The 16188-nt window shown below is 49.0% G+C and carries 15 protein-coding genes; 2 read left to right on the top strand and 13 right to left on the bottom strand.

Annotated features, from left to right (window positions below; all coding sequences use genetic code 11):
- Positions 1-74 precede the first annotated feature (74 nt).
- From eutH to MH144_RS10345, 3 genes are all read right to left on the bottom strand, one after another.
- Complete coding sequence (eutH, locus tag MH144_RS10355) at positions 75-1151, bottom strand: ethanolamine utilization protein EutH (RefSeq protein ID WP_239299573.1); 1077 nt, start codon at positions 1149-1151, stop codon at positions 75-77.
- The gene (locus tag MH144_RS10350) at positions 1151-2197 is read right to left on the bottom strand and encodes a Gfo/Idh/MocA family protein (RefSeq protein WP_239299571.1); all 1047 of its coding nucleotides are present in this window, start codon (positions 2195-2197) and stop codon (positions 1151-1153) included. Before MH144_RS10350 ends, eutH begins: the two co-directional genes overlap by 1 nt.
- A gap of 63 nt (positions 2198-2260) precedes the next feature.
- The gene (locus MH144_RS10345; protein WP_239299569.1) at positions 2261-3535 is read right to left on the bottom strand and encodes a glycoside hydrolase family 140 protein; all 1275 of its coding nucleotides are present in this window, start codon (positions 3533-3535) and stop codon (positions 2261-2263) included.
- 244 nt (positions 3536-3779) lie between these two features.
- On the opposite strand from MH144_RS10345, the gene MH144_RS10340 reads away from it, so the two are divergent.
- Both MH144_RS10340 and MH144_RS10335 read left to right on the top strand, forming a co-directional pair.
- Positions 3780-4823, top strand: a complete 1044-nt coding sequence (locus MH144_RS10340) for a LacI family DNA-binding transcriptional regulator (RefSeq protein ID WP_239299568.1) — start codon at positions 3780-3782, stop codon at positions 4821-4823.
- A 185-nt stretch (positions 4824-5008) separates the two neighbouring features.
- Complete coding sequence (locus MH144_RS10335; RefSeq protein ID WP_239299566.1) at positions 5009-5833, top strand: pentapeptide repeat-containing protein; 825 nt, start codon at positions 5009-5011, stop codon at positions 5831-5833.
- Between the two features lie 108 nt (positions 5834-5941).
- On the opposite strand, the gene MH144_RS10330 is transcribed toward MH144_RS10335, so the two are convergent.
- The 10 genes from MH144_RS10330 to MH144_RS10285 form a co-directional block, all read right to left on the bottom strand.
- Positions 5942-6919: a diaminopimelate dehydrogenase gene (locus MH144_RS10330; protein ID WP_239299565.1), complete on the bottom strand. Its 978-nt coding sequence runs from the start codon at positions 6917-6919 to the stop codon at positions 5942-5944.
- A gap of 168 nt (positions 6920-7087) precedes the next feature.
- Positions 7088-7267 (bottom strand): hypothetical protein, encoded by a 180-nt coding sequence (locus MH144_RS10325; RefSeq protein ID WP_239299564.1) that lies wholly within the window; start codon positions 7265-7267, stop codon positions 7088-7090.
- 44 nt (positions 7268-7311) lie between these two features.
- Entirely contained in the window at positions 7312-8295 is a 984-nt protein-coding gene (locus MH144_RS10320; protein WP_239299563.1) for an alpha/beta fold hydrolase, read from the bottom strand.
- 295 nt (positions 8296-8590) lie between these two features.
- Positions 8591-9346: an exodeoxyribonuclease III gene (locus MH144_RS10315; protein WP_110821873.1), complete on the bottom strand. Its 756-nt coding sequence runs from the start codon at positions 9344-9346 to the stop codon at positions 8591-8593.
- A 102-nt stretch (positions 9347-9448) separates the two neighbouring features.
- On the bottom strand, positions 9449-10180 hold the full coding sequence (locus MH144_RS10310; RefSeq protein WP_239299562.1) for an alpha/beta hydrolase: 732 nt from the start codon (positions 10178-10180) through the stop codon (positions 9449-9451).
- A gap of 36 nt (positions 10181-10216) precedes the next feature.
- Positions 10217-11239, bottom strand: coding sequence for a FecCD family ABC transporter permease (locus tag MH144_RS10305; RefSeq protein ID WP_275440055.1), 1023 nt, complete (start codon positions 11237-11239; stop codon positions 10217-10219).
- Entirely contained in the window at positions 11232-12239 is a 1008-nt protein-coding gene (locus MH144_RS10300; protein ID WP_239299561.1) for a FecCD family ABC transporter permease, read from the bottom strand. Before MH144_RS10300 ends, MH144_RS10305 begins: the two co-directional genes overlap by 8 nt.
- A 23-nt stretch (positions 12240-12262) precedes the next feature.
- Entirely contained in the window at positions 12263-13264 is a 1002-nt protein-coding gene (locus tag MH144_RS10295; RefSeq protein ID WP_239299560.1) for an ABC transporter substrate-binding protein, read from the bottom strand.
- A gap of 118 nt (positions 13265-13382) precedes the next feature.
- Complete coding sequence (locus tag MH144_RS10290) at positions 13383-15026, bottom strand: AraC family transcriptional regulator (RefSeq protein WP_239299559.1); 1644 nt, start codon at positions 15024-15026, stop codon at positions 13383-13385.
- 117 nt (positions 15027-15143) lie between these two features.
- Entirely contained in the window at positions 15144-15980 is an 837-nt protein-coding gene (locus MH144_RS10285; protein ID WP_239299557.1) for an alpha/beta hydrolase, read from the bottom strand.
- Positions 15981-16188: the final 208 nt, after the last annotated feature.

Genomic DNA, 16188 nt, shown 5'->3' with positions numbered 1-16188 from the left:
AGTATCTTGCTATAAACACATATTCAGGTAACTAACTATTGAAAATACGTTGTTATAAGACCTTTTCTTTGTTTTTATTTCTTAACCGAGGTTGTCCATGAAGCCACGAGTGCTGCACTTATGCCACCTGCCAGCTTGCCCACAATCATGGCGAATACCATCGTTTTGTCCATTCCGGCCACGAAGCCCAAATGTCCTCCGAGCACGAAAGAGCCGCTGACTGCAAAAGCAATGCTAATGACCTTTCCTCGTGGATTCATATCGCGGACCAGCCGAAAGGTTGGAATATTGTGAGCCAGTGAAGCTACAATTCCGGCTGTGGCCTTTGCATCCAGGTTAAGCCATCGTCCAGCACGTTCAAGCGGCGCTTTGCAGGTTTTGTTGATGATCGCCACCATTGGGAATGCACCGGCCAGTACAATCGCAATCGTTCCCACGGTTGTAATGCCTTCCGAAAGCGGAGCCATATCTGGAATTACCGTGAAGCCCGTAAGGGTTTTTACAGCGATAGCCACCAATCCAACCAGCGACAGCAAGGTGATACCGCTTCCAAATATTTTAAACAGCCTGACCGTTTGATTCGTAAAAAAGCGCAAGCCGACCATAATGACGACGGACAACAGCACGGGAATAATCAAGTTCCGGTAGATGATCGTAAAATCAATTCCTGCTACCATTCCTCCAATTAGACACCCAATTGGGATTGTACTGATACCGATGAGGACGCCCTTCGCAAAGTACGGATGATCCTCCCGATCCAGAATGCCAAGTGCAACGGGGATCGTGAACACAAGTGTCGGCCCAAACATTGTTCCAAGGAGCACCCACGAAAAGAGTCCTGCCTGTTCACTCTGAGCCATCTGTCCCGCCAAAGCGTATCCCCCCATGTCCACGGCAAGGATCGTATTGGCGAACGATGCCGGGTCGGCACCGATCGCTTCATACAGCGGAGAGATGATCGGAATGAGCACATTTGCAAGTACAGGAGCCAATGAAACAATTCCTACCATAACCAGCGCGAGTGATCCCATCGCCATAATGCCTTCCGTAAACGCTGCTCCCAGCCCCATTCGGTTACCGAGAGCCTTGTCTGCGGCGCCGAGCACCAGGAAAAATGCAATGATGATCATGACTATATCATTAATGGACATTATTGTTCCTCTTCATACCGTTTTACGTTGTGGTTCGCTGCACTATCATACGTATCAAACACCAAGCGAAGCGTTTTGACATTATCCGAACCACTGGTCTGGAATTCCGCACCTGTATTCAAACATTCAATGAAGTGTGACTGGAGTTTACGGTGACTATCCTCGTAATTCAGCTCCGTATGTGCAGCGTATACCGTCTCCACGCCAGCGTTATCGATAATGGTCAATCGGCCATCCTTATAGAGTTTGATCGTAGCTAGATCCCCTTCGATAATGAGCTGTTCCTTATGATCAGGAAGTACCTGCTCCGGTAACGGTTCACTTAGCTCACGGCGCGTTGCCCAGCTCATATCCATGAGTCCGACATAATCGTTATATCCGAGCATGACCATTCCGCTGTCTTCGCCGAGTGTATGGCTGCTTACCTTTCTGGTCTCCGCATACAAACGCTCAGGTTCACCGAATAGGAAACGCCAGGTATCAAACCAATGCACCCCCATCTCATAAAACAACAATTGCGGCATGTCCCTGAAAAAAGGCTGAGGCAGCGTCTGTTCCGGCGCAAACCTTGGTGAATAATAATCCGTATGGATATAACGAATCGTATTCAGATGACCTACTGTATTTTCCTCAAGCAGCTTCTTGATCAATTGAAAAGGTTCAAGCCAGCGCCAATTCTCCGTTACCATCAAACGCACACCGGCATCTTCGGCAATTCGTACCATCTCTTCGGCTTCCTCCATGGAACGCGCAAACGGCTTCTGGCACATGATATGTTTGCCAGCTGCTGCAGCCAGCTTTACGAGTTCCAGATGGGTATCCGGAGGCGTAATAATATCAAGCACATCCAGATCCGCTTCTTCAAGCATGGTAGCCACATCCGAGTACCGGAATGCCTGTGGAATCCCGAACCTGTCCGATTTCTCATTCAGTGTTGCTGCATGTCGATCGCATATTCCTGTTATTTCGGCTTCCGCAATGAATTGCCAAGCCTTAATGTGTTTCTCTGACCAGTACCCTGTACCTACGATACCGATTTTCCACATACCTTCACCCCATCTATAATGTAAATCTCCCTATACGTATCTCAGCGTGTTGTATGTCCACCCTTACTTCCGTCTACCAATAATCACCACATCATGTTCAAACGCATGCATGGGGATAACACCGTATTCGTTCTCTCGGAATGGCTCTGTCTGGGCGAAGCGGCGTTGGACCAGATCAATGGTTATGAACTCGTAATCTTCCACCGGAAAATCAAGTCTTACCTTCGTGTTGACGGGAACATACAGGACAATGGTGTCCTCATTGCCTGCCGCGCGGATTTCCTTCGTTGGGTTTAATACGATATCCAGCGGCTTCGCACCGACCAGCTTGTATTGATCGAAGAGGTATTTTATAAATGAATAATCCCATGCACCCTCGAAGCGAAGAGCCGATCTCCAGTCATAGGGGCTATCAAAGCCTTCCCCTTCCACAATGCCAAAAGACTTGCCTTTTTTGTGCCAGCTCCAGATGCCGTGTGCCCCATACGTGACCCCAGCACCGCCTCCTGCAAGCAAACTCTGCCATGCAGCCTTGCGCGCGTCGAATGCGGAGTAGCGCCCATATACGTTGCGGCTGTAGCTAATCTGCTCGTAACAGGGTTCACCGTTGATGACCGGACGCACCGGTGCCTGATTGTAAAAATGCTCTGCAATCTCATGCGCATAGGCCTGGAATTCCGAGTTATGCCCGGATTGATACATATAGAAATCCAGCCCTTCATGGTTCGCAAATGTCTCCGGAATGTTCCGCAATCTGCCTTGAATGTGCAGTGTGGTCAGACTGGACGGGCTGATCCGCTTGACGGTCTCCAGTGCCGTTTGATAGTAAGCATTAGCCTCTTCAGAAGGGAAATCTGTATCACCACTCACCAGATATACCGGGTTGAACTTGGAGAAGCGATTGACCGCATAAGTCACATAAGGCTTAACGGCCTCCAGTGGCATTTTATGATTCTTCTGAAACTTCGTAGCCCATGTATCTGGTACATAATTGCACCATAGAAGCACAAGCGCGGGCGTGAATCCACGTTCTGCAGCCATGCGCACCATCTCTTCGGCACGGTCAAAATACCTTTCGTTATAGACGGAATAATCGGTTGTCCCATCTTCGTGCTCTGCGAAAGGCTCCAGCTCCAGATCAGATCCACTGGCATCCCACTGACGCAGGATGTTGATCTGTAATACGTTAAATCCCTGCATTTTGCGATAATCCAGATACTCTTCCCATTCTTCCAACGTAGCGTTGGTAAATGCACTCCATACGGTATCTGCCAAATAAAACAACGGCTTACCGTGGTTTTCTAACGACCGTCGGTCAGCAGCAATTTGAATTGTCATCTTGTCACCTCGTCATTTTACTAAACTAATTTAATTATTTTAGTTAATTTAATATTAATTAAGTCATCACAACCGCTATGAATGCGTTTCACAATTGAATATTAGCACCCGTTTTATAAACAGTCAATCAAAATTTTAGTTTTCAATTATTTTATTTAGTTAAGTTTAGTTTAGTAATCAACTGAAAATTTAATATAAACCGTGGTATACTGATCGTATGTAGTCCATTTTAGGAGGTTGTACCTTGAAGATTGACGATATTGCGAGACTCGCTGGCGTGTCCAAAGCGGCTGTATCTCTTGCATTTAACAATAAACCTGGCGTTAGTGAACAGACACGGGAACATATATTAAACATTGCCGAGGCCCACGGGTATAAACCAAGAACCATTAAACCCGGTAGGGAGATCCAAAAATCGGCCAATGCCATCATTCGTTTTGTTGCCTGCAAAAATGCAGATATTGTAACCGAACATTATGATACACTCCCCTTTTTCAACGAGCTGATTCACCATATCACCGATCAGGTCAAGCAGCATGGCAATACACTTGTTATTTCCTCTATTGATATTCAGAATTTACAGAACGAACTTGAAGTTTTGGAAAAAGAGCAGCCTTCGGCGGGTATTTTGTTACTGGGTACCAATCTGACTCCGCCGATGATTGAACACATTCAGTCCATTCACACCAACGTTGTCATTTTGGATACATGCTTTGAACATGTGGACGCCAATTTTGTATCCATTAATAATACGCTTGGCGGTTATCAGGCAGGTAAACATGTGGTTAACCTGGGTCATCGCAACATTGGCTATGTAAAATCCAATGCCCGCATTCCGAACTTCATTAAACGGGAGGAAGGATTCCGGGCTGCACTGGCAGAGCATGGTCTTTCCGTGAAAGACGCGTTGACGTTTGAATTGAGTCCCATGCGCGTGATGCCACAGGAAGATTTCCAGCAGGCTATTCAGCAGCTTCAGGAGATGCCCACCGCTATCTTCTGTGAGAATGACTACATGGCCATCAGTGCCATCAAGTCACTGCAGAATATCGGCATTCGCGTACCTGAAGATATCTCGGTCATGGGATTTGACAATATATTCGAAGCCAAGGTTATCAGCCCCGAGCTAACCACCGTACACGTCAAAAAAGACATTCTCGCCAAAACGGCCGTGAAGCTGATCATTGATCAGCTGGATCACCGGCAAAACAGCGGTGTGCATATTTATGTCAACACCGAGGTTGTGGAACGCCGTTCCTGTATAGCCGCACACGCTAAAAAGGCTTGATGCCGCTGCTTCTTGATGGTGTCACATGTGATAAATGGCAGCAGCCATTATCAGGTAAATAATACCTATACAGGAATTGATCAAATTCGAGTGTAGTGGTAAAGTGTTACTGACATTCTATCGCCAGTTTTTTTCATGGATTAAAGGAAGTGTACACATTGTCTAATCTATCCCACGGTAGCACGATGAGCCCACATTTATACACGGACTGTGAGCAATGTTTCGGACTGTGCTGCGTTGCCTTGCCTTATGGCAAGTCATCCGACTTTGCTTTTGACAAAGCCAGCGGCACCCCTTGCTCCAACCTGCGCTCAGACAATCGCTGCGGCATTCATACGCAGCTCCGGCAAAAGGGCTTCAAGGGCTGCACCGTCTATGACTGCTTTGGTGCAGGTCAGAAGCTGTCCCAAGTAACCTATGCGGGCAAGGATTGGCGGGATCATCCGGAATCGGCTGCCGACATGTTCGACTGCCTGCCTGTCATGAGACAACTGCATGAGCTGCTCAGTTATATGAACGAAATGCTCTTGCGGCCGGAAACCGCCTCTCTTCACGACGCCATCCGCAGTGTATACCAAGAGACGGAACGTTTAACCGATCTGGAGCCTTCCGCGATTCTGCGTCTGGATATCCCATCTCAGCGGGCGATCGTGAATGATCTTCTGATACAGGGGAGTGAACTGGTACGTGCACATGCGCCATCCAGCAGTCATGAACAAGGGAACTCCAAACGCAAGAAACTGAAAGGAAGAGACTTCCTGGGAGCCAATCTAAGAGGAGCCGACCTCCGGGGAGCAAGCTTTCGGGGCGCCTTAATGATTGCTTGTGACCTGCGCAATGCCGACTTAAGACATGCTGATCTGATCGGTGCCGACTTGCGTGATGCGGATCTGGGCGGAGCAGATCTGACCGGGAGCATTTTTCTGACACAATCCCAGCTGAATGCAGCCAGAGGCAATTCCCGTACCAAACTGTCAGCTCATCTCAACTTGCCTGAGCACTGGTTGTAACGTTATCCTGCTGCTTCATAGTGGCTAAAACAGGAACAGCCCGTCCCTCATGATGAAGGACGGGCTGTTTCTATTTATTGCGATGAATGAATCATTATATTTAAAACCTTACAGAAGATCGCGGCGAAGTTCCTCAGCGGATTTCGGGGACAGGTGACCAAGTGGAATATCAAATACAGTTTTGGCACCTTTATGTCCTTCCAAGCTCAAACGCTGTGCAGCCCGTGCATACGCCACCAGTACACTAGCAGTGAATTCAGGGTTGCTATCGAGCTTCAGACCGAACTCCACAATTTGCTTTTGTCCTGTACCGGTAACACCACTGCGAATAACAAACCCACCGTGCGGCATACCTTCATGTTCTGATTTAAGCTGCTCTTCGGTAATGAATGTTACAGTTGTATCGTAATCTGCAAAATAGTTCGGCATGGATACAATCGTTTCACGAATTTCATCCTGATTGGCACCTTCTTCAGCTACGACAAAGCATTGACGCAGGTGTTTCTCGCGTGTGGACAATTCAGGTGTCTCTCCTGCACGAATCCGGTTGATCACTTCTTCAACAGGTACAGTGTACTGAACACCGGCTTTAACACCTGGAACACGACGGATCGCATCGGAGTGACCTTGACTGACCCCTTTGCCCCAGAAAGTGTACTCTTTGCCTTCTGGCAGAATGGATTGAGCGAGCAGGCGGTTCATGGAGAACAAGCCCGGGTCCCAGCCTGTAGAGATTACGCTTACGTGACCGCCTTGTTCTGCTGCAGCATGAACTTCCGCATAGAATTCAGGAATTTTGGCATGTGTATCGAAGCTGTCCACAGTATTGAACAACTTGGCAATGGCAGGTGTCTGCTCCGGAAGATCCGTTGCCGAACCGCCGCACAGAATCATGACATCGATTTTACCTATGTACTGCTCAGCAGCAGAGATATGTTCAAAACGTACCTCTGTACCTTCTGCAACCATCTGCTCCGGGTTACGCCGTGTAAATACGGCAACGAGTTCCAAGTCCGGGTTTTGCACAATAGCTTTCTCTACGCCTTTACCCAGATTTCCGTAACCTACGATACCAACTTTAATCATGTTCGATCCTCTCCTGTCTTCTTCTATAGTTGTCTACTACTCTAGTATAAACATATAACATACCATGTAACCTGTTAGGTTTCCAGTCGAAATCAAAAATACTTTGCACAAAATGCAGCATCAGGCTGCTTTCATGCAAAGCAAGTGTCATTCTTTCCTATCCTGGATCTAGAAAAATAATCGAAACACATGAATAATGTAACCCGACTGATTTGTAAGATGGGTAACAGATGCTGCATCTACTCTGGCTGTGAAGCACAAGAAAGATAGCGTTAGAATCAAGAGAGAGAGTACACTGCTTGCCAGGAGCAAGGATGCGAACTTGGTGACGACCCTTAATTTTCTCATCCATTCTGCCTCCTGTTCGCTGTTTATTTCGGAGATGATATGATTCATTTGTAACCTGTTAATTCAGCCATTTCCAAAATGGCACCTGCAACGTCATCCGGTTGACTATTGTGGATATAATGTTTAGCGTGAGGTACAATCTGCTGTCTCCCCTGCATGGACCATGAAGCAAACTCGGCTTGATCAGCCTGCCATGCCCGGCTTCCCTCACTTGGTTGATCTGATCCGGCCGTAAGAATCATTAGAGGAAAGGAAAATGGCTGTTTGTTCTCCAGCACGCGCGCTGCGTTAATCTTGGAACGATGAATCTCATCCATCACGTTGTCGTTGTACGCATGCTTCAGCGTCGAACTGGTAGCGGCCTTTTTCATCGGTTCCGCCACCAGATCCGGGTCAATAACCAGCGTTGCCATCATCCGATCCGAATGCAGCAATGTACGTGCAATGCCAGTTTTCACTAGAAACCTCGCTGAATCGAAATACCAGTCTGGCGTATCCATCTCCACTGTGCTGTAATATTCAGGACTACCCCCATCGATCATAACGATACCTGCCACTTCATCCGGATACAATTGTGCATAGCGAATGGTCTCCAGAGATCCCAGGGAGTGGCCCACCATGATGTACGGTGGTCGCTGACCGGATTTGCGCAGCAATTGATGAACTTCATCTACAATGGTATCAATGTCACGCGACTGCTCCGTATAGTCACTGTATCCATACCCGAAGCGGTCATACACGGCAATTTTCACATCGGATTTCAGCTTGTCGTACAGCGGACTGAAATCCACGTAGGGATTCGGTGTTCCCCAGCCTGATGCAAGTACAACGGTCACGGATCCCTTTCCCGCCGAGTAAAGGTGCATATTACGTCCACTTACCTCATACAGCCTGCCAGGCGGCGTATATGACTTCATATCCTGTGCAGACTGATAAGCTTCGTAAGCCGTACCTGTAAGCAGCAGCAGACCTGTTGCCAGCATCAGGCCACCTAATACCTTCAGTCCCCGCCGTAAACCTTTGTTCATCGCTTCTCTACCCCTTACACGATAATCTCATCTTCTTCTGTGCCTTGCATAACGTTCCTATATGTATTCTTTAATCCTACTCAAGATCCGTTGTAACCGGAACAATCCAGGGTCCAGTTCTTCCCCCAACCAAAGTCCAGTTGAACACCTACCCTACGGGCGGAGGTGGTCCTGTCCAGCAGTCTTTAGAGGTACCAGACAGCCCAGTTCATACCAAAAAACCGCAAATCCCCGATGAATTATCGGGAACCTGCGGTCCTCATCTTATTCTGAAGTTCAGTCTCTTCTACGTACGCTATAGTTGTAACGTCAATCCGACTGGACAGTGGTCACTGCCCATCACATGACAGTCGATGTTTGCATCTTCAACCCGTGGTGCCAATTGATTGGACACGAGAAAATAATCAATGCGCCAGCCCACATTCCGCTCCCGTACCTTCGGCATATAAGACCACCAGCTATATACGTCCGTGCGATCTGGATACAAATGCCGGAAGCTGTCCACATATCCCGCCGCCAGCAGTTCGGTCATTTTCCCCCGCTCTTCCAGCGTAAATCCGGAGTTGCCCATATTGGGCTTCGGATTCTTCAGGTCAATCTCCTGATGAGCCACATTCAGGTCACCACAGACAATGACCGGCTTGGTCTGCTCTAGCTGCAGGATATATTTCAGGAAACGATCCTCCCACTCCAGTCGATACGGAAGACGGGTCAGATCACGCTTCGCATTGGGAGTATATACATTGACCAGGTAAAAGCGGTCAAACTCCAGCGTAATCATCCGGCCTTCCGGTTCGCTGTCTTCCTCCATCCCATAGCGGACGGATAACGGCTTGATCCGGGTAAATACGGCAGTACCGGAATACCCCTTTTTGATGGCATAGTTCCAATATTGGTACACATCTTCCCCGAGGTCCATCTCAATCTGCCCTGCCTGAAGTTTGGTCTCCTGCACACAGAAAATATCGGCCTGGCTTTCCTTATAATAATCCATGAATCCTTTGGTAACACATGCCCTTAAACCATTCACATTCCAGGACACCAGCTTCATATCCTCATCTCCTCACATCTCCCCAATATAGCATGGGCGAATTCATAAGGACAAGGCTATCGTCCTGGAAATAGGACGAGGGCTGCTCAGAGTCAGTTCTGTCTAGGTAAACAGCCACTCCAGCGCTTCGGGAAAATGTTTGGCAAAGAACAGCATGTCATGTGTTCCTCCCTCTTCCTCTACGTAGTTCAACCGATCAGCCGGATATCCCTTTGCCAGAATCGCCCTGACCGCTGCACGCGTATAGTCCAGCATATGGGCCTGAATATTTTGTTTGTAGATCCCCTCCAGGCTGCCCACATACATGTACAGCTTCAGCTCACCTCGATCAGACCAGGATTGCCCGGTCATGTAATCCAAAAAGCCTTCGTACCACATCGATGCAGACAACGCCCCTACCTTGCCGAATACGTGCGGGAATTCAGTGGCTGCATACAGGGAGATCAATCCCCCGAGGGAACAACCCATGATCCCCGTATTCGCTCGATCTGCCCATGTGCGGTAGTTCGAATCCACGTGCGGTTTCAACTGCTTGATGATCGTATCCAGATAGGTTCTGCCATGCCCCCCAAAAGAAGAAAATGAAGCCGTAAGTGCAGGCAATGGCCAAGGCGTATAATCATCGTTCCGATTATGGGGCTCAATGCCAACTAAAATCACTTCCGGCAGCCTTCCCGTTCGATAATAATGATCCAGAAGATTGCTGCCGGCCTTGGCTACTGCTCCCCCATCCTGAACATATACGACAGGATAACGACCTCCATCGGCGTAGGAGGGTGGAAGAAGAATATGAAGCGTCCAGCCGCCCACTGTCTCATGTATCCATTTACTCATGCTAGGATTCCTCTCTTCCAATGCGAGTTCGGCCAATCACATCCGGTTTTTGAGCAGCAAAAATATAAAATACGGTACTCCGATAATGGAGATCACAATGCCTACAGGCAGCTCTGCCGGGGCAAATACGGTTTTGCCAATCAGATCACCCACGACGACCATGGCCATACCCACCAGCCCGGATACCGGAATGACCCGCTTATAATGAAGACCTACCAGTCTTCTGGCAATGTGAGGAGCAATGAGTCCAACAAATCCGATACTTCCGGATACGGCAACACAGGCGCTGACCAGTCCCACACTGCCGAGCAGCAGCAGTCTTCTCTCCCGGTGCACATCCACGCCAAGTCCCTGACTGCTGGCCTCCTGCAGCTGCATCACGTCAAGTACACGGGATTTCAGCCAAAGCAGTGGAATAAGCAGCACCAGCCAGGGTATCATGGCCGCAATGAAGCGCCAGTTGGCATTATAGATACTGCCCGTCAACCAGACAGTGGCCATCTCAAAATCCCCAGGGTTCATTTTCAGGGAAAGATAGAGCGTGATCGCACTGAAACCCGATCCGATAGCGATTCCGACCAGTATCAGTCGCTGCGAATCCAGCTGTCCCTGTTCCTGGGCAAACCACAGAATAAGAGCTACCGCTACTAAGCCTCCAATCAACCCAAACAGCGGCATGGCCATAATGGACAACCAGCCGGTCCCCGTTATGGAACCCTGGAACAGAAGCATAAACAGCACCATGGCCGTTCCCGCTCCTGCGTTGATTCCGAGCATGCCTGGATCAGCCAGCGGATTGCGGGCAATCCCCTGAATAACTGCCCCTGCAATGCCGAGTCCCAGCCCAAGCAGCAGAGCAATGACGATCCGCGGCAGCCTGAAGTCGAAAATAACCAGGTCATGTTCATGCACGGGGTCCAGCCGCAATAAGGTTTTGACTACCTCCATGACCGAGATATCGAACGTACCGTTCGTCAGACTGATATACACTGCCGTTGCGATAATAGCCGCACATACGAATATTACGGTCCATAATCTTCCCCGCTTCCGTTCAGGCATGTTTTCCCCCTCCTTTGGTCTTAATCAAATAGAGGAAAAATGGCACGCCAAACAGTGCGGTGACAACCCCAATTGGTGTTTCAAATGGTGAATTAATGAACCGACTCAGAATGTCGCACCACGCAAGGAATATGCCGCCCAGAATGGCGGAACAAGGAACAACCCAGCGATAATCCACACCGAAGAAAAAACGAGTGATGTGCGGTATCAACAAACCGACAAATGCGATCTTCCCCGCCAGGGCCACGGATATCCCCGTTAAAATAACAACACTCAAAATGGATAACGCCTTGACCCATGCGGTCCGTTGTCCCAGGCTTGTTGCAACGTCATCTCCCATGGACAGAATGGTAACGGACTTCGAAAGGATCAGCGCCAGTGCCAATCCCACCACGGCAAAGGGAATAATCAGCTTGATCATGGTTGGATCCATCTGATGCAGTCTGGCGTTGTACCAGAAGCTGATGGTCTGGGAGACCTGATAGTAGGTTGCTACTGCCTGCGACACACCACCCAGAAACGTGCCAATAATCGTGCCCAGGATAGCAAGCCGCACGGGGGACATACCGCCGGGCAACAGCCAGGCAATGAAAAATACGAGTCCTGCTCCCAGAGCAGATCCCGCCAGGGAATAAAAAATGAGCCCAAGGGAAGACGTATTCGGCAGAAATACCATGCATAGCGTAATTACAACGACCGACCCGTCGGATACCCCCATAATGGAAGGAGATGCAAGATAGTTTCTTGTCATCCCCTGCATGAGAGCCCCGGATACGGCCAAAAAAGCGCCGATCAGCAGCGCACCAATCACGCGAGGAAGCCGTGAAGACACAATGATCTGATGATCGATGCTGTTCGTGTCAAACTCAAAGATACTTGCAATGACCGTGGAAACATCAATACTTTTGGCTCCATACAGAATGGATGCCAGAATGGTGGCTGCAATAATCAGGGGTGCTGCTGCGAACAGCACCGCCGGATTCAATCTTCTTTTTTGCATGGATTATACACGCCTTGCTCTAATTATTTGGTTAGCTGCTCCACAGCAGCCTCCAGGAAATGAATTCGGCTCCACGCCGGACCCCCTTCGGCAAGCGGATCAATCACGTTAACAAACGCCTGATTATTTTGCAGTGCTGTCGTCTTCTGCAGAATCGGGTTATTCTTCAGATCTTCAAGCGCATTCGGCGTGTCTGCATTCTCTGTTGCTTCGAATTGAATAAACACCACATCCGGATTCATCTCGGCAAATTTCTCCACGGAGATCGCTTCCTGTGCTTTGGCTGCCTGAATCTCGGCAGGGACCTGGAATCCAAGGTCATTGTACAGAATCGGGTTCACGAAGACCGACTCGGGATATACATACATCTGTCCATTACGAATACGGACCGCCACAACCTTTTTGTTCTCAAGTGTGTCACCGAGCTCTGCCTGAGCCGTTGTCAGGGCTGCTCTGTATTGTTCAATCTCCTGTTTGGCCAGATCCTGCTTGCCTGTCAACTCAGCGAGCAGATTGAGATTGGCCTCCCAGTTCGTGGAAATGTGAGATACCTGAATAAACGGGGCGATTTTGCCGAGCTGCTCAGCCACTTCAGGCTTGAATTTGGTGGTGCCCAGAATAATATCCGGTTTCAATGACAATATGGTTTCAAAGTTCGGCTCAATCTTCTGTCCAATGGACTCTGCTTGATCAGTAATCGAGGTATACATCTCCGGGAACTCCCCGCCAAAGGTAATTGCACCTACAGGGTGTACATCCAGTACCAGTGCATCTTCCATGGCTTCCATCGAACCGGTGATTACAATTCGTTGAACATCCGTTGGAACCGTGTATTCCTGATCCAGATACTGAATGGTTCGTATGCCTTCTGCTCCTTGGCTCGTGTCCGTTTCACTACTCGCTGCCGTACTTTCGGCCTGCGCTGAATTTTCCGTTCCTCCTGCTGTATCTTCCTGATTACCGCATGCCGCCAGAACAGTCAGCATACAGATCATTGCCAGCAACAACCCCAATTTTTTCTTCATCTCTAGTGATCCCCCTTCAATAGTTCCATCCTCTAATTGAGAATAATAATCATTATTGAATGATAAACAAGAATGACAAACAGGACCATGGACTCTGTCCTGAATCCCTATGGATTATTTACCGAAGCAGATTCATCATGTCATCCACCATTCGTTCATTCGATACAGGGGAATTTTCAAGCCAAGGGTCAGCCGTAATGATATACAGACGGTTATTCTGCACCGCCTTGATGTTTTGCCATAGAGATGTTTTCTGCACATCTTCCCATACGGATAATGTTTCACTCTCCTGACACACCATCAGGAAAATGTAATCCACCTTCATGGCGCTTAATTGTTCCAGGCTAATGGGTTCGTTGTATACCGCGCCCTGTGGACTCGAATAGGCAGGTCTAACGCCCAAATCACCATAGAAAACCTCCGCCATGGAAGGCGAGCTGTACCGGGTGAACTGCTGTTTCAGCAGACGTACAACTACAGCTGTGTCATTACCGAGTTCCTGCTGCACCAGCACCTTAGCCTGCCGGACCTTGAGGTCGTAGCTTGCCAGCCAGGCTTCGGCATCCTGCTCTCCCCCCACCTGCGCAGCCAGCTTCTGCAGCTGTACACGCCAAGAATGCTCCGAAGCTGCAATATACTGCACAGGCGCAATCTCTTCCAGCCGTTTCCTCTCTTCAGGCCGCAAATGGTCATAACTGATAATCAATTCGGGTTGATGCTCCTGCAGAGCCTGAATTTTGGATTCCCATTCCACATCCAGACGATAGGCACTGAGGTGCACCGGGATGTCCTTGCCGAACATGCGATAGTAATAGGCCGTCCATTTGGGGTGCAGCGGGGCAGCATACGGAGTCATGTTCAGCGCGAGCAAATGTCCCGTCACCCCAATATGATAGGCTGCAATTTTACGGCGGCGACTGTTCATATATACCGAAGGGGATACGCCTACGATTTTTTTGAATTTGCGACTAAAGTAAAACTCATCCTGATACCCGACCTGGTGGGCGATGTCCCGCAGACGCAGATCCGTGATGGCCATGAATTGCTTCGCCCGGTTGATCCGGAGTCCTGATATGTAGTCCGTGGTGCTCATTCCATATCTTCGTTTGAACAAGTCCACGTAATATTTCGGGCTGAGTCCGGCCATGCCTGCGAGAAGTTCCACCGTCAGATTCTCATTGGAATGCTCATCAATGTATTCTTTGGTACGCTGAATCAACATTTGAGAGTCTTCCTTGAGTGGTGTGTGAGCCTCTGTAACGTGAACCAGGAACTGCAGGAATTCCAGGTAAGCATGGTACCGGCCCATCGGTTTGCCGCTGTGCCAGAAGTTATTCATTTCTTCACAACGGAAAGCCAGCTGCAGGGTGGAAGCGACAGCCAGTTCCCTACCCGATCGAAACAAAGGTGTGTCTTTAATGAGACGGAGCGAACCTGTGTCTTCTTGGTCTTCCTCATACAGATCGAAGCGGACCAGCGTTACTTCAGCGCCCTCTTCTCCAAAAGATGCCAAGCCAAACGTCGATTCAGGTACACATGAATATACGCCTTGTGCCCTGATGTTCACAGAACGGTGATCCAAGGTTAATAAAGCTTCACCACCTGTAACCATGACCAATATATAAGAGGATGTATGCTGCTGGGGCAGCACCCAGCCTGTTGTGGATTTGATTTTCTCAATATCTCGTATTTTCAAAGTCAGACGATCGAGCGGATGTTCAGAACCCACCAGGCGATCCTTGTGAAAGTTTTGGGAAATCATCTATTTTCCTACCTCCATTTGATAACCATTCTCATTTACTCGTTCTAGTATATCAAATGTTCGCAGGATGTCGCACGACCTTCTCAGGATCGACACATTCGAAAAAGAAATGATCCACTATCCTCTGGAGGCAAATCGGATTGCCCTGCTCATCAATATCGGCAGTACCGAAATATGACCTTCATCTTCAAAGCATGTAAACTCGGCACTGAAGCCCTCAAGTCCAGTCTGGCCCAGCCAATGTGCGAGCTCCCTGGAACGGTCCACTACGCCGCTCGGGTGACTTCCTTCCTGCTCCCCTGCTGTGATTAAAACATGCATCTCCTTCCCGCAATTCTCCGCGAGCGAGACCCATGACACTCTCTGCTGCGCAATCCAAGCTGAATTCCAGTGGATGGACGGACTGCCTGCGATGTAATGGCGAAACGTTCCGGGATTGCCCAGCAGCATCTGCAATACCAATAACCCGCCGAGGGAGTGACCTACGATGGATTGCCTGCTGCGATTAATGGAATACTTCTCCTCCACCTCCGGCTTCAACTGTTCTTCAATAAAATGCATGAACGCTTCTGCCCCTCCATGTTCAGGCCAGCTTGCGCCATCCGGTCTTCGAGGCAAGTCCGCTTCCGGAACCGGCATCATGAAATCGTAGTATCTCTCTGGTGGAAAGGGCTGCTTAGCCTCGTAACCAATCCCGACAATCAATGCCGGGACCACTCCCGTTTTGTCCGAACGAGCGGATTGTACGCGCATGGCCTCCACCATGGTACCGAACACGGCATTGGCATCGAGCAAATAGATCACGGGATATCCACTGGAAGGGGGAGCGATCTCCGGAACAAAAACATTAATTACATACTCGCGTCCACTCCGTTCAGCACGTAACTTATATACAGATGTCCCCGGCAAGATCACTCCCGGACCCATGCCATCTTGATTTATGACCAGTTTCATTGACGATTCCTCCTTGTTGTTAATGCAGTAACTTTTGATTATATCCAAGGCTCTTCCATCCTTCCATGGACGATCTCCCCGTCTGATATGGATAATGCACCGTTCATGCAGGGTTCCCAAAAAACGAAAAAAGACCGGAACATGGTTCGGTCTTCGTTCGGCCGCGAAGAGGCGCGGCCTTTAGCCTATGTGAATCCTTGCAGGTTCG

The organism is Paenibacillus sp. ACRRY (assembly GCF_022346995.1).
Lineage (GTDB): Bacteria > Bacillota > Bacilli > Paenibacillales > Paenibacillaceae > Paenibacillus.
Note: the sequence above shows the minus strand (reverse complement) of the source record. Positions and strands in the feature narration are given on the sequence as shown.